General features: G+C 56.3%; 18 protein-coding genes and 6 pseudogenes. 13 read left to right on the top strand and 11 right to left on the bottom strand.

Annotation, left to right across the window (positions count from 1 at the left end):
- A partial coding sequence (locus A3722_RS08480; RefSeq protein WP_201721986.1) for a transposase occupies positions 1–324 on the bottom strand: 324 nt, incomplete at its 3' end.
- A gap of 123 nt (positions 325–447) precedes the next feature.
- Here A3722_RS08480 and A3722_RS08475 point away from each other — a divergent pair.
- Together A3722_RS08475 and A3722_RS23945 are read left to right on the top strand one after the other, a co-directional pair.
- Positions 448–1,608 carry an IS30 family transposase gene (locus A3722_RS08475; protein ID WP_067626128.1) on the top strand — a complete coding sequence of 387 codons (1,161 nt, stop codon included), beginning with the start codon at positions 448–450 and terminating at the stop codon, positions 1,606–1,608.
- Between the two features lie 793 nt (positions 1,609–2,401).
- Positions 2,402–2,566, top strand: a pseudogene (locus A3722_RS23945) (transposase); the annotation flags it as partial.
- Between the two features lie 107 nt (positions 2,567–2,673).
- Here the strand turns inward: A3722_RS23945 and istB are convergent.
- Positions 2,674–3,432, bottom strand: coding sequence for an IS21-like element helper ATPase IstB (gene istB, locus A3722_RS08470; protein ID WP_067261980.1), 759 nt, complete (start codon positions 3,430–3,432; stop codon positions 2,674–2,676).
- A 10-nt stretch (positions 3,433–3,442) separates the two neighbouring features.
- Positions 3,443–4,972 carry an IS21 family transposase gene (gene istA / locus A3722_RS08465; RefSeq protein ID WP_150120065.1) on the bottom strand — a complete coding sequence of 510 codons (1,530 nt, stop codon included), beginning with the start codon at positions 4,970–4,972 and terminating at the stop codon, positions 3,443–3,445.
- Positions 4,973–5,100: 128 nt separating this feature from the next.
- Here istA and A3722_RS23235 point away from each other — a divergent pair.
- A pseudogene (locus A3722_RS23235) lies at positions 5,101–5,737 on the top strand (IS5 family transposase); the annotation flags it as partial.
- Positions 5,738–5,749: 12 nt separating this feature from the next.
- Positions 5,750–6,370: pseudogene (locus tag A3722_RS08450) on the top strand (IS6 family transposase); the annotation flags it as partial.
- On the opposite strand, the gene A3722_RS08445 reads toward A3722_RS08450, so the two are convergent.
- Positions 6,346–6,804 (bottom strand): IS110 family transposase, encoded by a 459-nt coding sequence (locus A3722_RS08445; RefSeq protein WP_067626125.1) that lies wholly within the window; start codon positions 6,802–6,804, stop codon positions 6,346–6,348. The pseudogene A3722_RS08450 and the gene A3722_RS08445 sit on opposite strands and share 25 nt — an antisense overlap.
- Positions 6,805–7,034: 230 nt before the next feature.
- Between A3722_RS08445 and A3722_RS08440 the strand changes: the two are divergent.
- The 4 genes and pseudogenes from A3722_RS08440 to A3722_RS08430 all read left to right on the top strand — a co-directional run bounded on the left by A3722_RS08440 (position 7,035) and on the right by A3722_RS08430 (position 10,643).
- Positions 7,035–8,240 (top strand): annotated as a pseudogene (locus A3722_RS08440) (IS256 family transposase).
- A gap of 221 nt (positions 8,241–8,461) precedes the next feature.
- Complete coding sequence (gene ilvD, locus A3722_RS08435; RefSeq protein ID WP_067626124.1) at positions 8,462–10,315, top strand: dihydroxy-acid dehydratase; 1,854 nt, start codon at positions 8,462–8,464, stop codon at positions 10,313–10,315.
- Between the two features lie 5 nt (positions 10,316–10,320).
- Positions 10,321–10,434, top strand: a complete 114-nt coding sequence (locus A3722_RS25285) for a hypothetical protein (RefSeq protein ID WP_366142376.1) — start codon at positions 10,321–10,323, stop codon at positions 10,432–10,434.
- Positions 10,431–10,643, top strand: a complete 213-nt coding sequence (locus tag A3722_RS08430) for a hypothetical protein (protein WP_150120064.1) — start codon at positions 10,431–10,433, stop codon at positions 10,641–10,643. Before A3722_RS25285 ends, A3722_RS08430 begins: the two co-directional genes overlap by 4 nt.
- 58 nt (positions 10,644–10,701) lie before the next feature.
- Here A3722_RS08430 and A3722_RS25280 read toward each other — a convergent pair.
- From A3722_RS25280 to A3722_RS08420, 3 genes and pseudogenes are all read right to left on the bottom strand, one after another.
- Positions 10,702–10,806: pseudogene (locus A3722_RS25280) on the bottom strand (IS6 family transposase); the annotation flags it as partial.
- 349 nt (positions 10,807–11,155) lie between these two features.
- Positions 11,156–11,593 carry a nucleoside diphosphate kinase regulator gene (gene rnk / locus A3722_RS08425; protein ID WP_067626122.1) on the bottom strand — a complete coding sequence of 146 codons (438 nt, stop codon included), beginning with the start codon at positions 11,591–11,593 and terminating at the stop codon, positions 11,156–11,158.
- Positions 11,594–11,643: 50 nt separating this feature from the next.
- Positions 11,644–12,093 (bottom strand): hypothetical protein, encoded by a 450-nt coding sequence (locus A3722_RS08420; protein ID WP_067626121.1) that lies wholly within the window; start codon positions 12,091–12,093, stop codon positions 11,644–11,646.
- A 412-nt stretch (positions 12,094–12,505) separates the two neighbouring features.
- Here A3722_RS08420 and A3722_RS08415 point away from each other — a divergent pair, with 412 nt between their 5' ends.
- Positions 12,506–12,793, top strand: a complete 288-nt coding sequence (locus A3722_RS08415) for a hypothetical protein (protein WP_067626120.1) — start codon at positions 12,506–12,508, stop codon at positions 12,791–12,793.
- Positions 12,794–12,816: 23 nt separating this feature from the next.
- Here the strand turns inward: A3722_RS08415 and A3722_RS08410 are convergent, their stop codons facing one another.
- The gene (locus A3722_RS08410) at positions 12,817–13,392 is read right to left on the bottom strand and encodes an IS630 family transposase (protein ID WP_161487639.1); all 576 of its coding nucleotides are present in this window, start codon (positions 13,390–13,392) and stop codon (positions 12,817–12,819) included.
- 476 nt (positions 13,393–13,868) lie between these two features.
- Between A3722_RS08410 and A3722_RS08405 the strand changes: the two genes are divergently transcribed.
- The gene (locus tag A3722_RS08405; protein WP_067626116.1) at positions 13,869–14,513 is read left to right on the top strand and encodes a transposase; all 645 of its coding nucleotides are present in this window, start codon (positions 13,869–13,871) and stop codon (positions 14,511–14,513) included.
- Between the two features lie 2 nt (positions 14,514–14,515).
- Positions 14,516–15,368 (top strand): annotated as a pseudogene (locus A3722_RS08400) (IS3 family transposase); the annotation flags it as partial.
- Here A3722_RS08400 and A3722_RS24545 read toward each other — a convergent pair.
- The 3 genes from A3722_RS24545 to A3722_RS08390 all read right to left on the bottom strand — a co-directional run bounded on the left by A3722_RS24545 (position 15,318) and on the right by A3722_RS08390 (position 16,553).
- On the bottom strand, positions 15,318–15,476 hold the full coding sequence (locus A3722_RS24545) for a hypothetical protein (RefSeq protein WP_201721989.1): 159 nt from the start codon (positions 15,474–15,476) through the stop codon (positions 15,318–15,320). The pseudogene A3722_RS08400 and the gene A3722_RS24545 sit on opposite strands and share 51 nt — an antisense overlap.
- A 274-nt stretch (positions 15,477–15,750) precedes the next feature.
- The gene (tnpB, locus tag A3722_RS08395) at positions 15,751–16,167 is read right to left on the bottom strand and encodes an IS66 family insertion sequence element accessory protein TnpB (protein WP_150120062.1); all 417 of its coding nucleotides are present in this window, start codon (positions 16,165–16,167) and stop codon (positions 15,751–15,753) included.
- The gene (locus A3722_RS08390; RefSeq protein WP_067626115.1) at positions 16,164–16,553 is read right to left on the bottom strand and encodes a hypothetical protein; all 390 of its coding nucleotides are present in this window, start codon (positions 16,551–16,553) and stop codon (positions 16,164–16,166) included. Before A3722_RS08390 ends, tnpB begins: the two co-directional genes overlap by 4 nt.
- 777 nt (positions 16,554–17,330) lie before the next feature.
- Here A3722_RS08390 and A3722_RS25275 point away from each other — a divergent pair.
- Entirely contained in the window at positions 17,331–17,675 is a 345-nt protein-coding gene (locus tag A3722_RS25275) for a plasmid mobilization protein (protein WP_067626113.1), read from the top strand.
- The gene (locus tag A3722_RS08380; RefSeq protein WP_082849403.1) at positions 17,614–18,675 is read left to right on the top strand and encodes a relaxase/mobilization nuclease domain-containing protein; all 1,062 of its coding nucleotides are present in this window, start codon (positions 17,614–17,616) and stop codon (positions 18,673–18,675) included. Before A3722_RS25275 ends, A3722_RS08380 begins: the two co-directional genes overlap by 62 nt.
- Positions 18,676–18,750: the final 75 nt, after the last annotated feature.

Below are 18,750 nucleotides of genomic sequence, written 5' to 3'. Positions count from 1 at the left end.
GAACTCGGGAAAACGACGCTGATACTTGGCTATCAACAGCGGATCAAAGGTGCCGTTGCGGTCGCGCGGAATATCCAGGATGACCTTCCCACTGTCGGTAGTCACAGTCTTCTGGCTGCTGCCATTACGACGATTGGGCGGATGGTTCTGGCCCTCCGCGACACCTTCTTCGCGCTCTGCCCCAAGATGTTCCTCCATCTCAGCTGTTAAAGCGCGTTCTGCCAATGCTTTGGTCAACTCGGCAAGAATGCCCTCCTTGCCGAATAGGTCGCCAGAGGACCGGCCTTCCATCAGTTGGTCTAATAGCTTTTTGTCGATGCTCATACGTGGGTCTCCTTATAGAGCAGTTACCACGCCAGAGCACAAAATTCAGGACAGTCCCACGTCCGGCGGTTTCAACGGATCAACGCAACACTTTAGTCTTTTTGGAAAGATGGAGTGTAAGTCATGGCGTACCGGAAGCGGATATTCTTCAACGACAAGCAGAAGGCGGAGATTTGGGATCGCTGGCAGCGCGGTGAGTCGATGAACTCGATTGGGCGGCACTTTGACCGCGCATCTTCTTCGATCTACCCGCTGCTGGAGCGGACCGGCGGCATACGCCCACCGGTACGTAGAAGGTCCAGACTGGCCCTGACGCTTGCTGATCGTGAAGAGATTTCGCGTGGCTTGATTGCAGACCTTTCTTTGCGAGCTATTGCACGCAGTCTGAAGCGACCGGCTTCAACCATCAGCCGAGAGGTCATGCGCAATGGCGGTGCCAAACAGTACCGTGCGGCGGCATCAGACTTGAGCGCATGGAACCGAGCTCAACGCCCCAAGTTGTGCAAATTGGTTGGTAACGACTATTTCTGCGGTGCAATCTCAGCCAAGCTGAAGCGCAAATGGTCTCCGCAACAAATCGCAGGTTGGCTGATGCGCGAACATCCCAATGAAGAAGACAAACGCGTCTCACACGAGACGATCTATCGAAGCTTGTTTATTCAGACACGGGGCGTTTTGAAGAAGGAATTACAGGCACATCTGCGCGCCACACGCTCCATCAGGCGCTCGCGCCACGCGACTTTGAAGCGTAGCGGATTGGGAAAGTTCAACGATGCGACATCCATCCGTGAAAGGCCTGCAGACGTAGAAGACCGCGCGGTTCCAGGGCATTGGGAGGGTGACTTGATCGCTGGCTCTGGCAACAGCTTCATTGCAACGTTGGTCGAGCGCCACACCCGTTTTGTGATGCTCGCAAAGGTCGGCAACAAAGACAGTCACAGCGTCATTCAGGCTTTGATCAAGCAGTCTCGCAAACTACCCAAAGAACTATATCGTTCTCTGACTTGGGACCGTGGTACTGAGATGGCAGGGCATAAAGCCTTTACCTTAGCAACCGATATTGACGTCTTCTTGTGCGATCCACACAGCCCATGGCAACGCGGCACGAACGAAAACACCAACCGACTATTGCGGCAGTACTTTCCAAAGGGCACGGATTTGTCGATACATAGCCAAGCAAAGTTAAGCGCTGTCGCCAGACAGCTCAACGAACGACCTCGAAAGACGCTGGGATACGAAACTCCCGCAGAGCGTTTCAATGCATGTGTTGCGTCGACCCATTGAGATCACCCCGCTCACCGGACGTTACCACTGGCCGCCGCGGAGGGCTGGTTGGCGGCCAAAAACTCATACGTTTTTGACACCGGCGGAATCCGCCGATCGAGAAGCCTAAGTTAGACTCCGTGGACGAAGATGTTCTCGATGACGGAGATATTGGTCCGGTTCCCACCCGCAACATACTCACTCGGCAGAATATTCCACCTCACCAGCAGGAACGGCCATTGCGTTCAAGTATTCAGGTAACTCTTTATTTATCAAAGGGATGCTTCGTGTTCCAGTTGCGGGTGACGGAAGCATCTTCAGCCCCAAGCCCATCTGAAATTGACGCTTCACGGTCGGGGCGAAGGGTGCTGAGGAAAGGTACGACAAATTTGAAGCGGCTCTGCTCGCGCTGACCAAATGCAGCAGGCCATTGCGGCATCGTTGGTGGGCATGCTTGGAGGGATATCGAGACGGGATGATGTTTTATCAACTCTCGATGGTCTGCTTTGGGAAACGCCGACTGGTCATTGGATGCGGCACAGCATCTGACAACTCACTGCTCATATCGTCCGCTGCCACGGTCATCTGGCAAGAGTTCCTCAAACTGGAATAAACTAAATATTTCGGTTTCATCCGAAAAAGCCAAGATCAGTACTACGGCGATTTTCGCGGCGAAAAGAAGGATAGCTGATGAGTGTCAAATGCGTTTGCATTAAGGGCGGGGACGGTAACCAGAATAACACTGCTGTTAGGCTCAGGACCCATTGATTATCGCGGAGCCGCATGATTCACCGTCCGAAAACGGAGCGGTGATATGTCTGATCTTTTCTGGCTGAACGATGCGCAGATGGCGCGGCTGGAGCCCTACTTTCCGAAATCCCATGGCAAACCACGTGTCGATGATCGGCGGGTTTTAAGCGGGATTATTTTCATCAATCGCAATGGTTTGCGATGGCGAGATGCGCCTAAGGAGTATGGCTGCGTATTCCGGAGTATCCGCCCACTCATTCCGACAACATGCGCCCACCCATTCCGGGGTATCCGCCCACTTGTGACGCGTTGCCGTGAGGCAGTGGGTTGGGGTTATCAGGTTTGAGGGTTTTCGTCATCCATTTTGGTGACGCTTTTCCGCATAGACGGCCCCTTGAGTTCGAGGCGGTAAGCGTTGTGAACGATGCGGTCGAGGATGGCATCAGCGAAGGTTGGTTCGCCAATGACGTCATGCCAAGCCTTGATGGGTAATTGGCTGGTTATCATCGTTGAGCCGCGACCGTAGCGCTCTTCCACGATCTCCATGAGATCCCGGCGTTGCGTGGCGGTCAGTCGGTCTGGCCCCCAGTCATCGAGGATGAGCAGCTGTGCTTTGGTGATGCTGCGGAACAGGCGGGGGAAGCGCCCGTCGCCATGGGCCAGTTCGAGTTCTTCGAAGAGACGCGGCATTCGCTTGTAGGCCACAGTGACACCGTCGCGACAGGCTGTTTGCGCCAGTGCGCAGCCGAGCCAAGTTTTGCCGACACCACAGGGCCCGGTAATGATCAGATTGCGCTTGTCGGTGATCCATCTACCGGTGAGCAGACTCTGGAACAGCGTCTTGTCGAGACCACGGCGCGCGCGGTAATCGACATCTTCTGGGCAGGCGCCCACATGGCGCAGCCTGGCGGAGCGCATCCGAGCTTCAAACCGCTTGGTCTCACGGCTGGCGACCTCACGGTCGACGAGCAAGCCAAGCCATTCAGCGTGGCTGAAGTCTGCTGCGGCATCCTGCGCTTGCAGCTCGGCAAAAGCTTCGGCCATACCGTCCAGCCGCAGGGCCTTCAGATGATCGAGGGTTGGGTGATCAAGCATTGTGTTCCTTTCAATGGAAATAATCGGCGCCACGGATGTTGGGATGGGTGATTGCAGGCTCCTCCGTGGCGCGGGTGCGGGGCTTGCTCTCCAGCCCATTCTTGAGAATGGATTGGAGTGACGAGTAAGAACGGGCGTTGATCTCGAGCGCGCGGCGGCACGCCGCATCGAGGCGGGCGGCACCGAACTTGTCGGCCAGCCGAATGACACCCAGACAGCTCCGGTAGCCCTGTTCGGGGTGCTTGCGTTCGCGCATCACAACCTCTGCGAAGGTGGCGACATTCGGCCCGACGCGAGCGGCCCGTGCGATAATACGCTGCGGCGTCCAGTCCTCGCGGAACTTGTGGTGCGCTGGCATGTGCTCGCGCTGTGTAGAATGTCTGCCGTTTCCAGAAGTGCGCACATGGGAAGCAACACGCTGTCCACCATGGAAGACTTCGACCGTGCGGGCGGTGATGCGAGCCCACAGCTCTTTCTTCAGCAACTGATGGGGCACAGAGTAGTAATGCTTGTCGATTGCGACGTGGTAATCCAGCCCCGCTCGGCACTTCTTCCATTCGGCATAGACATATGGAGCCGTCGGTAGCGGCTTCAGGGCGGGCTTATCCAACTGCTCGAACAACTGCTTGCGGCTGGCCCCAAGATGCCGAGAGACCTTGTCGTTGAGCTGGTCAAGCAACGGGCGAATGGCAGCGTTCACATCCCCGAGGCTGAAGAACTGCCGATTGCGCAACCGCGCCAGAATCCAGCGCTCGACCAGCAAGACCGCCCCTTCGACCTTTGCCTTGTCCTTTGGTTTATGCGGCCGCGCGGGCACAACGGCTGTGTCGTAATGGGTGGCGAGATCCGCATAGGTTCGGTTGATCACAGGGTCGTAAAAGCACGCTTTGGTGACCCCGGCCTTCAGGTTGTCGGACACGACCTGCGCCGTCACACCCCCAAGGAAGCCAAAGGCACGCACATGGCTCGAGATCCAATCCGGCAGCGATTGCGTCCAGGTCGCCTCTGCAAAGGTATAGCTTGAGGCCCCAAGCGTCGCGACGAACAGCTGTGCCGCGCGCACTTCCCCGGTCTGAGGATCAATCACGTCGATGGTGTGCCCCGCGTAATCGACGAACAGCCGCTCGCCCGCCGGGTGACGCTGTCGCATCACCGGCGACAGCTTGCCTTCCCACCGCGTGTAAAGTTCGCAAAATCGGGAGTAGCCGTATCCCTCGGGGTGGTCGGAGCGATGTTCCTCCCACAAAAGTGACAGCGTTACGCCCTTCCGACGCAACTCGCGGTGAATATACGACCAGTCAGGCTGCGTCTCGATCCGTTGGGTGTTCTGGTGAGCTCGGTGAAAGAGGCATCGCTCAAGGTCCGTATCAGACATCTCTGCTGGCAGCGGCCAGCCCAGACCCAACTCAGTAGCGCGATCAAGGTAGCCCCGAAGGGTTGTTCGCCCAATCGCCAGACTCGCTGCGATCTGGCGGGTTGATAGGCCCTCGGCTGACAGCCGCAAAACATCTCGTATCTTCCGCATCGGCAATCTCTTCATCGGGCTTCCTTCATGCCAAAAGGACGAAAGGTAGCCGGTTACAGATTGCCTCGCAGCAGCACGTCACTGGGGTGGGCGGAAACCCCGGAATCGGCGGGCGGATAAAATCGGAACGGGTGGGCGCATCAAATCGGAATCGGTGGGCGGATCACCCCGGAATACGCAGTATGGCCCCCACAAGACGCTCTATAACCGTTGGAAGCGTTGGAGCGACAAAGGCATTTTCGCACAGATGATGGTGGGACTGGCTGCCGAGCACAGCGAAAAGAATACCGTGATGATCGATGCTACCTACCTGAAGGCTCATCGCACAGCGTCCAGTTTGGGCGTCAAAAAGGGGGGTGTGGACGTCTTATTGGACGAACCAAAGGCGGCATGAACACCAAACTTCATGCAATCTGCGATAGCCGGGGGCGCCCACTCAACCTGTTCGTAACGGCAGGACAGGTGAGCGACTACATAGGTGCGCGAGCGCTTTGCGATAGTCTTCCGGATGTCGATTGGCTGCTCGGCGATCGCGGCTACGACGCCGACTGGTTCAGAGAAGCATTAAAAGACAAGGGGATACACGCCTGCATCCCCGGACGAAAACAGCGGAAGGCGACGGTGAAGTATGACAAGCGCAGATACAAACGCCGCAATCGGATCGAGATCATGTTCGGCAGACTCAAGGACTGGCGGCGCGTTGCCACTCGCTACGACCGATGCCCAAAGGTCTTCCTCTCAGCCATCGCTCTCGCCGCCACTGTCATCTACTGGCTATGAGTCCTGAGCCTAGCTCTGAGCACGGCTGATGTTGAAGACCTGTTGGCAGCGCGGGGAGTGAGTGTCAGCCGAGAAGCGATCCGACTTTGGGTCAATCGCTTTGGTCAACACTTTGCAAATTGCATCCGCCGGGATCGACCGCGGCCGAACGACAAGTGGCACCTGGACGAAGTCGTGATCACGATCCGTGGCAAGAAGCATTGGCTGTGGCGCGCGATCAACGCCAATGGAGACGTTCTTGATATTCTCGTGCAAACACGCCGTAGTGCCAAGGCTGCGAAGCGGTTTTTCAGAAGACTAGTTACCAAGTTTGGTGAGCCTAGGGTCGTCATCACCGATAAATTACGCAGCTATATAAGCCCGATCAAAACACTGGCCCCGAACGCTGACCATCGTGCGCACAAGGGATTGAACAACGCGATCGAAGTGTCGCACCGGCCGACACGTAAAGGAGAGAAGATCTTCGGCAAATTCAAATCCCATCGGCAGGCTCAGAGATTTTTGGCCGCACATGACCAGATCAACCTGCTCTTCCGTCCCCGCCGCTATCAACTGAACGCAACTTCATACCGTCACGCCCGCTCCGATGCCTTCAGCCTCTGGGACGATTACACCGCTGAGATGGCGACATAATCCAACCTTTGCCAATAAATCACAATCTGCTGCCAACAACTTGGCAACACCCCCGATTGACATAAGCCTCGTGGCTTTTGATCTGCACGGCTTTGAACCAACCGGTTCGCACGATCTGCGAGAGGCCGGGCATCGTGCCGGTCAGTCTTGTTCGGCATCATGTTCAACACGCCGCTGGCGTGTCGTGCATCAAGGCAGATGATTGGCAGATTTCTCGCAGCCAGTGCGTTCCACAGCCAGACAGCCAAAGGTCCGGTCTCCATGCCGACCCTCTCAAGTTCGCCGACCCAGGTCGACAACCAGTCGGCAATCGCATCCGGGCAGGTCTTCACTTTAGTCTCGGCCAGGATCGCACCATCTTGAGACACCACACAAACCGCCGTCTCATCCTGAGACACGTCCAGCGCTGCAAACACTCCCATCATCTCCTCCATGTTTGATGCCTCGGCACCGCACCGAAGCGACAAACCCATCCTACATCAAACGCTGCAGCAGGAGGGGCATGGCGATTACGCTAAGTGGTGTAATTTCATCGGCGCTGCCGGTGTAGGGCGAGGTGGCTATCGAGGTGTATGATCGAGGTGGAGTTTCGACGCTTCAACCACAAACCACACGGAGACCCCCCTCTCGGGACCATGCTCTGCATGGCCCTGCCGGGCAGTGGATGACCAAGACCAACATGGACCTGTCCGAGCTTCTGGCCAAGCATGATCAGGGCGATCTATTGCGCAGCATCGCCGAGGCCGTCCTTCAGCTGATGATGGAAGCTGATGTAGATGGCTTAATTGGTGCCGGGCGGCACGAACGGGCCGACGGGCGCACGACGTGGCGCAACGGACACCGCGATCGCGCGCTCGACACGCGCCTCGGCACGCTGAACCTGAAGGTGCCCAAGCTGCGACAAGGCAGTTACTTCCCCAGCTTTCTCGAAGCCCGCAAAACCTCTGAGCAGGCCTTGGTCGCCGTCATCCAAGGGGCGTGGGTCAGCGGCGTCTCGACCCGCAAGGTCGACGATCTGGTGCAGGCTATGGGGCTGTCGGGCATATCCAAGAGCACGGTATCAAAGCTGTGCAAAGACATTGATGAACGGGTCGGCGAGTTCCTGAACCGCCCCCTGACCGGCGACTGGCCCTATGTCTGGCTCGATGCCACCTAACTCAAGCAGCGTCAGGGCGGGCGGATCGTCTCGGTTGCAGCCATAATAGCCGTGGCAGCCAACACCGAAGGCCGCAGGGAAATCATCGGATTGGGCATCGGCCCTTCGGAAGCCGAGACGTTCTGGACGGACTTCCTGCGGTCCCTTCGTGGTCGCGGGCTCGATGGGGTGAAACTGGTGATCAGCGATGCCCATACAGGCCTCAAGGCCGCCATTACTCGGGCCTTCGAAGCAACTTGGCAGCGCTGCCGCGTCCACTGGATGCGCAACGCGCTGGCCCACGTCTCCAAAGGCCAGCACACCGTCGTGGCCGCAGCAATCCGCCAGGCCTTCGAGCAGCCGGACCGCGCCCATGCCGCCGAGACATAGCATCGCGTGGCCGATCAGGTCCGCCCCCGCTGGCCCAAGCTTGCGGATCTCATGGATGCCAGCGAGCACGACGTGCTGGCCGATATGTCTTTCCTGCGTCAACACCGCACAAAGTTGCATTCTACCAACCCGATCGAGCGACTGAACAAGGAAGTCAAACGTCGCGCCGATGTCGTCGGGATCTTCCCGAACGAGGCATCCATCATGCGCCTGATCGGAGCAGTCCTGTTCGAGCAGAATGACGAATGGCAGACCTCAAGCCGCTACATGCTGGTCGAGGCCTTCGCCCAGATCGACAAGGAGGAGATCGACCCCATTCTCAGCATTGCCACAAAAGCCGCCTGATCATGCCCTCAGGTCATCTCCCAATTTACACCACCTTGACGGACGTGACCAACACCCAGAAGTTTGCGACAGAACCCGTGCGCGACATATCTAAGCGTTTTAGACTTTCTTCCACTAGAAGGGAGGGGTCCCGCGATAGCACAAGGCGTTTTTTCGGCCGCGGTACTTTTATTCCTTTCCTAAGTTGGAATAGTGTCTGCCAATCATTTCCGGGGGACCACATGCCTTACTATCGATCAAGAACTAGCACTCATGGCCGCAACATGGCAGGTGCCCGCGGCCTCTGGCGCGCGACGGGGATGAAGGACGGCGATTTCGGCAAGCCGATCATCGCCATAGTCAACAGTTTCACACAGTTTGTGCCTGGCCACGTCCACCTAAAAGATTTGGGTCAGCTTGTCGCCGGGGAGGTCGAAAAGGCGGGTGGTGTCGCCAAAGAATTTAATACCATTGCGGTAGACGACGGCATCGCAATGGGCCACGACGGTATGCTTTATTCCTTGCCCTCGCGCGAAATCATCGCCGACAGCGTGGAATACATGGTAAACGCCCACTGCGCTGACGCAATGGTATGCATTTCGAATTGCGATAAAATCACACCGGGCATGATGATGGCTGCGATGCGCTTGAATATTCCCGTGATCTTCGTCTCCGGCGGTCCGATGGAGGCAGGCAAGATCGACCTTGCGGACCTTGAAATGACCAAGATCGATCTGGTCGACGCAATGGTTGCGGCCGCGAGTGAGACACTGACCGACGCGCAGGTCCAGCATATCGAGGAAAACGCCTGTCCGACCTGTGGGTCGTGTTCCGGCATGTTCACCGCCAATTCGATGAACTGCTTAGCCGAGGCGCTGGGGCTGGCGCTGCCTGGCAACGGGTCAACACTGGCCACCCACGTCGACCGTAAATCCCTCTTCCTGGAGGCTGGTCGCCGCATCGTTAGCATCACCAAACGTCATTACGAAATTGAGGAAAAGGGTTTGCTGCCGCGCGAGATTGCCACGTTCGAAGCGTTCGAAAATGCGATGAGCCTGGATATCGCTATGGGTGGATCGACGAATACGGTACTGCATCTGCTGGCCATAGCCAGCGAGGGCGAAGTCGATTTCACGATGGACGACATCGACCGGCTGTCGCGCAAGGTGCCTTGCTTGTGCAAAGTGGCGCCGAACATTGCAAACGTCCATATGGAAGACGTTCATCGGGCTGGCGGCATATTCTCTATTCTGGGCGAACTGTCGCGGGCCGGGCTGCTGCATAACGATTGCAGCACGGTGCATGCCACAACGATGGGTGAGGCGATTGCCAATTGGGACATCAAGGTCGCCAACAATCCTGAGGCCGAAAGTCTGTTCAAAGCAGCCCCTGGCGGTGTGCGCACTACAAAGGCCTTCAGCACGGGAAACCGGTTCAAGGAGTTGGACAGGGACCGTGAAAAGGGCGTGATCCGGTCTAAGGCCCATGCCTTTAGCCAGGACGGCGGCCTTGCGGTTCTGTTCGGCAATATCGCAGCCGAAGGCTGCATTGTGAAAACAGCGGGGGTTGATGCCTCTATCCTGAAATTCACAGGCACCGCCCATGTTTGCGAAAGCCAAGACGCCGCCGTCAATGACATCTTGACCGGCAAGGTGAAGGAAGGCGCCGTAGTGGTGATCCGCTATGAAGGGCCGCGCGGTGGGCCAGGCATGCAGGAGATGCTTTATCCAACGTCTTACCTTAAATCCAAGGGGCTGGGGAAAGCCTGCGCTTTGCTCACTGATGGGCGGTTCTCGGGTGGAACCTCCGGTCTGTCGATTGGCCACGTCTCGCCTGAGGCGGCAGAGGGTGGCGCCATCGGTCTGGTCGAAAATGGCGACACGATCAAAATCGACATCCCCAACCGCGCTATTCACTTGGCAGTTGATGATGCGACGCTCGTCGCTCGCCGCGCCGCACAAGACGCAACTGGCTGGCATCCTGCGTCACCGCGCAAGCGCAAGGTTTCAAAAGCGTTGCATGCCTATGCCGCTTTAACCACCAGTGCAGCGAAAGGAGCTGTGCGTGATATATCGAGGCTAACCTCTGGCCAATAAAAGCGATGGCCGAACATTTGGATTACCCGCCAAGTGCGACCGACTGGCTGCTGACAACTTTGGTTAGACTTGGATATCCTCGGCAAGTTCGGGGCATTGGCGAGTATTGCTGTCGATGAAGTTCCCGTCCGTTGGCATGACCTTCCTTGAACAGAACGATATCACGGTCTTGGTGCAGTCTATCCTGAGCAATCTGGGAAAGCGCAGCGGTGAACTTGTCCGCCTCAGCATTATCGAAGACGGGCGGCTGTGCTTTTTGCCACCTGTCATGCTCCGTGTGCCCGTTGTTGTATCCTTGATCTCGACTGGGGCGGTGTTGTCACGTTAACTCGCCGAGCTCAAGTTGGCATGCCGATCGTTGATCAAGCGACGTTTGCCGCGGATTTTCACGCCTCGAATGCTTCTAGCCGATTATAGCGGATGGTGAGAGCGGAACGACGGCGGGCTGGTACGGAGAAGGAATTGCGGGTTGCAGATTGCATCGAGACGAAGTGAGAATCGACGGCGTCTGAACACCGCCATGATATGCCGCCCCTCAGGGCATCACCAACTTTCGCGCGTTTCTCTACGCGGCAGGCTGTTCACTTCCAAAGCTTGGGCAAAGAACTTGGTGCGACAAATGGGACAGCGCCCAGCTGCCGCGCGCGGGATCGCGGCGGTGCAAGAAGGGCATTTAGACGGCAAATGAATAGTCATGGCATTCTTCCGAGATAAATTGGCTGTGCCGATTGAACGGCGGTTTCGCTCCCCGGACGGTACGCCATGCTGTTTCACAGCGCCGGCTGACACCCCCCGGGCCGCGCATGGTTTTTGCGCGCCCTTATGTTTGGCTCTCTCATATTAAGCACTCTGCAAGGCCTCTTCCTCAAAGGGCGCGACCTTGAGGATCTTCAACTCACGCCGCTGCCCGTCGCGTGTTTCCCAATGGAACACAGCGTCTTCGGCCAGCCCGATAAGCGCGATGCCGATGGGGGTCATGACCGCAACGAGACCGTTGGAGATATCGGCGTCCTGCGGCAGGACCAAAGTGACTGTATGGTCTTTGTTGGTTGCCTCGTCATGGTAAGTCACCTCGCGCCCCAGATCGACGACATCAGCGCGCAGACGCTGCGGGGTGACAATGCGCGCACGACCCAGTTCTTCGACCAGCTGCTCAGCCAATTCCGGATTGCGGCGCATCATTCCTTCGGACAGCGCTTCAAGCTCCGCAAGGCGGGTGCTGCTGAGCACGATCTTGGGCTTGCGGGGGGACCTGCGTGGTTTGGATGGGGTGGACATGGAAAACTCCTTTGAAATTGGTAGGTCGGGGCGGTCGGGGCGGCGCGCGTTCAAGCGCCACAGACGTCCAGTACGACAAGCGTGTCGATCCAGCCGTCTTCGCGCAGCAGGGGGGCTTTCTGCAGCGCTTGCATGCCCAACATCGTCGCGCCCAAGAAGGACGTGACAGGGATGCAACCCGCATCGTCGCCCGGCACAAAGGTCAGCATGCCGCTGCGGGGCTTGCCGCCGTTTGTCATAAAGGAAACGAGCCGTCCCGCCACAACGAGGTTGGCTGGCGTGGGTTCGGGCGCGGGTCGTGCCATGCGCAGCTTGTGATGCAGGAAACCTTCGATCAGCGCCGGGTTCGGGCATTCCGCTGTGAGCCCAAGGCTCAACAGGCGTTCAACCCCGATCCGATCGGCTCGGGTCAGTTGGAACCTGCCTTTAAGCGGCGGGCATTTGAAGGATGGTCGATAGGCATTGCCCGTAAGCAAATGCGTCGGATTGGTGATGTACATGATGGTCCCCCGGAAAGGATCGCAGTCTCAATGAAAGGTTTGAGATGGCCCCGGGGGTTGTAGATACGCCTAAGCGTTCGCCACCCGGGGACGGGGACGGCTCAGAAGCAGAAACCGGAAATGATTCTCATGCGTAACCATGTGGCAAGCCTATCCTGTATCTGTGAACTGTCAACGCTCGGGGTCGAAGGTTGCTTCCGGTAGTCAAATACTGTGAATTATCGGCAGTTTCCTGCCCTTAGCGGGGCCTGGCAGTAGATGGGTTTGATGTTGAAAGTTCGTGCCTAGACGCACACGCAACGTAGCTTTTTTACAGTTTGACGCGAAGTCATTCTGTGCGGCTCTAACTGTTGTCGTGCTAAGCTCAATGCTGGCTAACGACAGTATTCCGCGGGATGGAAAGGGCGCCCTCATGCAAGTCTGGAAAATCGCAATAACGTCCCCTACCGGCACCTTTGATGCCACGCTCAACTTTGATCCAAAGCTCTCTCCACCTGCCGGGGAAATGCGCGCGAGAAATGGATCGGGCCCGATGAGCGATCTGAAACTTGGGCCGGACACGATAGAGTGGGCAACGAAAATTGAGCGCCCCATGCCGATGAAACTTGGGTTCAAGGGCAAGTACGACAAGCGAACGATGTCGGGTACGGTGAAGTTTGGTATCTTTGCTTCAGGGACCTTTACCGGAATTCTGGCGTAGCCGTGGCCTAAAGCATTTCTAATTTAACCTGAGGCATAGCCGGCAGCCTGAAAGTAGTTTGAACACTCCTGCGGGGAGTACATTGCGCAGATATCGCCAAGGGCTTCGAACACCGAGGTGAATGATCGCGCACTGATGCGTCTGAGGTGAGACTTCAATTTGGAGAAAGCCAACTCAATCGGGTTCAGATCTGGCGGATATGGCGGCAGATAGAGGAACCAGCATCCATGAGCCTTGAGCGCCGCAGCGGATTCTTTGTTGCGATGCGTCGCGAGGTTGTCGAGAACCACTGCCGTGCCTGGCGCGATCTCAGGGATCAGGACCTTTTGCACATAGACCGCGAAGGCAGGACCATCCATCGCGCCTTTGATCACCCAAGGTGCGATCAGAGCCTCATGTGTCAGCCCCGCAATCAGGGTTTGGGTTCCCCAACTGCCGAAGGGCGCATCCATCGTCAGGCGTTCGCCACGCGGGGCCCAACCGCGCAGCCGAGTGAGGTTCGTTTTGACCGCTGTTTCATCAAGAAAGACAACGCGTTCCGGCATCCGCGCAATGGCTGGCAAACGGTGTGTGAACCAGTCCTCACGTCGTCGCCTCACCTTGGCACGGTGACGTTCGGTAGCGACCAGTGACTTTTTTTGTGCGTGAACCCGAGGCGCTTTAGCAGATGTCCGATAGCAGAGTGCTGGACCTGCAGTCCGGTTGCATCAGCAAGCGCATCACGCAACTCAAACAGTGTGATATCTGGGTCTTGGGTAATCAACTCTTCGAAAAAACCAGCATGGGGTGCCAACTTCCCTGACCCTTTTGGACGACCCTGTACGGCAGGATCAGCCCGGCCCGTAGCTTGAATCTGATGCCGCCACCGTGCGCCCGTCGCTGGCGACAGCTTCAAGCGCACTGCCGCCGCTCGCCCGCTTAACCCTTCCTCAATATATCTCTGAAACCGCGCCCGAAGCGCTGATGGCAAAGGTGCTGACATAGTTCATCCTCCCAAACAGGATGAATCACAATCAGACCAGTTTGGGAATCCCCAGCGATTCAGGTTTTCTTCGAAACGCTTTATCAGGCCAAGATGCTGGAATGTGATCGTCACCTCGAGGCGACGCTGGCGGCATTGGGGGCCGTTACGGAACATGACCCAAGTGAGTTGCCGCGCCCGCGCACTAAAACCAAGCAGGTCAGCACCCCGTCGTTCGATGTCAGGGCAGCGTTGTTCGGCGTCCTCGGTGTTGATCTGACCCAAATCCACGGGATGGGGCCGTCTCTGTCACTCAAATTGGTTGGCGAATGTGGCACTGACCTTCGCGCGTGGCCGAGCGCCAAACACTTCACGTCGTGGCTCTGCCTGGCACCGGGGAACAAGATATCTGGCGGTAAGGTGTTGTCATCTCGAACGCGGCGATCATCAAGCCGCGCTGCAGCCCTGTTGCGTTTGGCTGCGGTCACGATCGGGCGCAGCGATACCGCTCTTGGGGCTTTCTACCGCCGACTGGCAGCACGCGCGGGCAAGGCCAAAGCAGTCACTGCGACAGCGCGCAAAATTGCCGTTCTATTCTACAATACCCTCCGACACGGCATGACCTACAAAGATCCCGGCGCATTCCATTATGAAGAACGATACCGCAATCGAGTGCTTAGCAATCTCAAACGTCGAGCCAAGTCATTCGGGTATGATTTGCAAGAGTTACCACTGGAGGCCGACATGGCTGTTTCTTAGGAAGCAACGCAGTTCTTCGCGGGCCAAAAGCCATGAGGTTCAGGTTTATCGAAGAACATTCTGGGTCTTTCCAGACAGAACGCCTCTGCAGGATCATGGACGTCAGCCTACGCGGTTTGCGGGCCTTCCGCAGCCGTCCCGCCAGTCGTAGGCAGCGGTCTGATCTGGTTACACTTGCACATATCAAAGAACAGTCCCGTCTCAGCCTGGGCAGCTACAGCAGGCCCCGGATGATGGAAGAGTTGAAGGAAATCGGCTTGGATGTCGGGCACCGCCGTGTGGGCAGATTGATGCGCCAGAACGGCATATCCGTCGTACGAACGCGCAAACATAAGGTGACGACCGACAGCGATCACAAGTTCAACATTGCGCCGAACCTGCTGGGATCGGGACTTCACAGCGGACGGGCCAAACCAAAAATGGGCGGGCGACATCAGCTACGTCTGGACACGTGAGGGATGGCCGTATCTCGCCGTGATCATCGACCTGCATTCAAGGCGGGTCATTGGCTGGGCTGTCTCGAACCGGATGAAACGGGACTTGGCGATTGCGTTCCGGTCGCCGCCCAAAGGCTGCATCCACCACACAGACCGCGGGTCGCAATATTGCTCCCACGGCTATCAAAAGATCCTGCGCCGGAACGGCTTCAAGGTGTCGATGGAAAGGGTAATTGTTATGACAGCGCCGCTATCGAGACCTTTTTCAAAACCATCAAGGCCGAGCTGATCTGGCGGCGAACATGGGCAACACGGCGACAAGCTGAGACGGCAATCTTCGAATACATGAATGGCACGTCGAAGGCACTCAGCATTGGGTTGGAAAAGCCCGGTCGCCTTCGAGCGAAAGGTGGCTTAAACGAGCACTTGGGGCGGCACAAAAGCGCGACAGGTCCAGGTTGCTGTCAGATGTCTCTGACAAAAGCGCAAGCAGCGCGGCGGAATCTGATAGACTGTTCTTGGTCATGGTCGTTCTCCTCGGTCATAGTTAGGTCCGCAAACCAAACCTTAGCCGAAGAACAACCATGGCCGCCAAGCGACCCGTACGGACCTTGCTTCGCTATGCGAAGGCTCCGCTCAGCCCGCGCTACCAGCGGGAGTTACACCAACTGTTGGGACACTGCTCCCTGAAATGATACGATGTTTTGTGCCTTCAAACTCCTCCGCCGGAATCTTGGCAAACGGGTCCATTTATTGATTGAGGTGCAAATCCAAATGGAGGTCGGCGAGGACGATGCATTTCATCTTCTTGCCCCTACCGCGCGCTCTTGAATAGGGTCGTTACGGCTCTCACGCATGTTCCCGGGTTCCGCTTGGTGCGGATGGAACGTCTTTCTCTCCGATATGCTCTTCCAATTCAGCCCATCGAAGAGGGCTTCGAATTCGGCTTTGGAAATACTGATCGTACCATCGGAAATTCTGGGCCAAGCGAAGCCTTTTCCTTCGATACGTTTATGTACCAACACGAGACCAGTGCCGTCCCAAACGATGATCTTCAGCCGGTCGGCACGTTTAGATCTGAACACGAAGATGGCGCCATCATACGGATCGAGGTCGAACTCGTTAACGACAATTGCGGCCAATCCATCCATTCCCTTTCGAAAATCAACAGGGGCGTTTGCAATGTAGATCCTAAAGCTATTGGCTAGAGAGATCACTCAACGGACCTCGCGGCTTCGAACAGCTTTGACAGCTTCTCACTAGAAATGTGTGCGGGAAACGAGATCTCAACATCACCGATTTCTAGGGATGCGCGGGACTGTGGTTTCGACATATTCAAAGGAGCGGTTTCTTCGGTCGCAATAGAGACTTTTGAGAATGCTGGTTTCGAAGCTACGACCGTCTCGCCTCGCTCACGCCTTGCCGCCACGCACCATTTCCGAACGAGGCATTCATGTGCGCCGATCTCAGCGGCGATGGTTCCGATATGCTGGTCCTCATCCAAGATCCGCTTAACAACTTCCCGTTTCAGGTCGTATGGCCAGATATTCTTACCTTTGGGCGAGGTTTCGACCTCAAATCCCCAAATCGTACGCTGTGTCATTATGCTTTCCTTTTTTCGGAAAGTATCACGCTGCCGATCACAAGATTAGCCGCTAATGGAGGTACCCTTTGCAACGCTTACTTCCGTTTGACCACTCGATCCGCGCGATTGCAGATGATCTAACATAAGGCATTCAAATCCCCTCTGGTAGAATCCGAGCCTATCTCACGTCACGGGTTTGTCAAATATACAATAGTCAAATCTTAATAAAGTGTTAACGGAATTGGTCGAACGAGCTGATAATCCGATTTCTTTCTTGATGTTCCCTCGTGTTGTGGGGTATTTAATACCAGCCCCGCAAGTTCGGGGATGGACCAATGTTAACATTAAGTTCAGTCGCTGTTTCTTGCGGTGATTTTTCTTTTTCCCCCGCTTCTGCAGGGAACCTGATACGGGCGGCGGCTTTTGAAGCTCATTGTTTTGAAAGTCGCCACTCAAATCATTTTAGTCATCAAAAGTATCTGTTTTCTAGCTTTCGACGCGCGGATTTGGGTGAGTTGGAGCGATGCACTGAGAAACCTTGGTGACTTGGGACTTTGCTATAGGAGGTCCAAAATTACTCTTCCTAGTTTCAGAAAATGACATATTTTTCGGAACCAAACACTCTTGACGGTATCCGAATGCTCATCGCCTAGAGGGTGGCGGAAAAATGATCGGTGCCAATTTACGTTAATTTAAGTATTCAAAACAACCTGCTTGTTGAGGCCGATTTTGGCGGGCAAGCAATGTTAATGTAACACATTTGTTCGGATCGCGCCTCTAAACAAGAGGTGAAATATGAGAAGAAAAAAAGATAAGAAAGTAAAGCACGTTACGGTTCGCGTAACACAAGATGAACGAGACGCGCTCTCGAGCCGCGCGGCTGGCCGGTCGCTTTCCGATTACATCCGGAGGTATATACTGGGTCAAAAATCACGTGCGCCATTGCAGTCTGCTGAGAAACAAGCCCTCGCACAGCTGAGCCGGATTGCTGATATTGTCGGTGACTATATCCAACACGTTGCGACGCATGAGACTCTTAAGCGTGGGGAAATCATGAAGTTTCTGGGCGAAGTTGAGAATGATCTACATGCCCTTCGGCTTGCCATTCTCAGAGGTGGGACCGGCGATGGGGATTGCTAAGATTTCTCGCCCGCGTCGGGCGGCATCAACAGTTCGCTATCTACTGAGGCCTCTTGATCACGCCGGGCGCGAACGGGGCCAGGTTGCGGTCGTTGGTAGCACCATTGGTAAGACGCCAGAAGTGGCGGTGAGCTTTCTCAGCGCTCTTGCGCAACTCAGGCCTCGCCTGAGGCGCCATCTTTACCATGTGTCGATTTCCGTGCCGCCAAACGACCGAGAACTGTCGCGCTCTGGCTGGGCTGCGATTGGCCGGGCCTGGTGTGCGGGCATGGGAATCGAGAACTATATAATCGTACTTCATGACGCTCATATCCATATCATCGGTTCCCGGATCCATCTCGACGGTACGGCAGCCTCCGACCAATGGGACTACCGCCGCAGTGAAATTCTACTACGCAAAATCGAAACTCAATTTGGGCTCGCGTACACCCCGTCTTCGCATGTGGTTGATCCGTCCCGCAGATCTAAACATCAGCGGGCTCGATCGCTGAAGGAGCTCCACTCTGTCAGGAGAGACGGTATTTCTTATAAGGACTTCATACGCACTGCGATTGATGACGCGCTGGCTAAGGCGCCCGACGAGGCGCATTTGAGGACGGCCTTGGCCGAGGTTGGCATCAACATGACGATTGAACAGGCCGCAGATGGCGCAGCTTATGTTTTGTTTGGTTTTCGGGGCCGCCAATATGGGCAGCGCAGCTTGGGGCAGGGCTATAGTTTGACCAATTTGGCGGAAAAAGGCTTGCAGCTTAGCGGTCCTCAGAGCGCGTCCGCTCACGTGCCACGCCCCCCGTGGACTATCGATCAGGGGCCGGAAAGCAAAGAGCTAAGGATTGCTGGCAACCATGAAGAGGCGGTTCGGCGCGTGAGGGAATTCGGGCGAGAGGCACATCAGGCCATTGAGCGTTATCGCGCTCGTAACATCACTAAGAATGCGCCGCCCGGTCCTGATGATGGATCGGGACCGGAACCGGACGATGAGTTTCCGGATGTCACCTAGCGGCTGCTTTAGGAGCCGTGCTTCCCACCCCAGCCTGCTGAGTAGCAGTCAGAGTGATGAGCCCCGGAAATTTCA

It is taken from the genome of Sulfitobacter sp. HI0027 (assembly GCF_001634775.1).
In the GTDB taxonomy this organism is placed as follows: domain Bacteria; phylum Pseudomonadota; class Alphaproteobacteria; order Rhodobacterales; family Rhodobacteraceae; genus Sulfitobacter.
The sequence above is the reverse complement of the archived record's forward strand: the minus strand, read 5'-3'. Positions and strand labels throughout refer to the sequence as shown.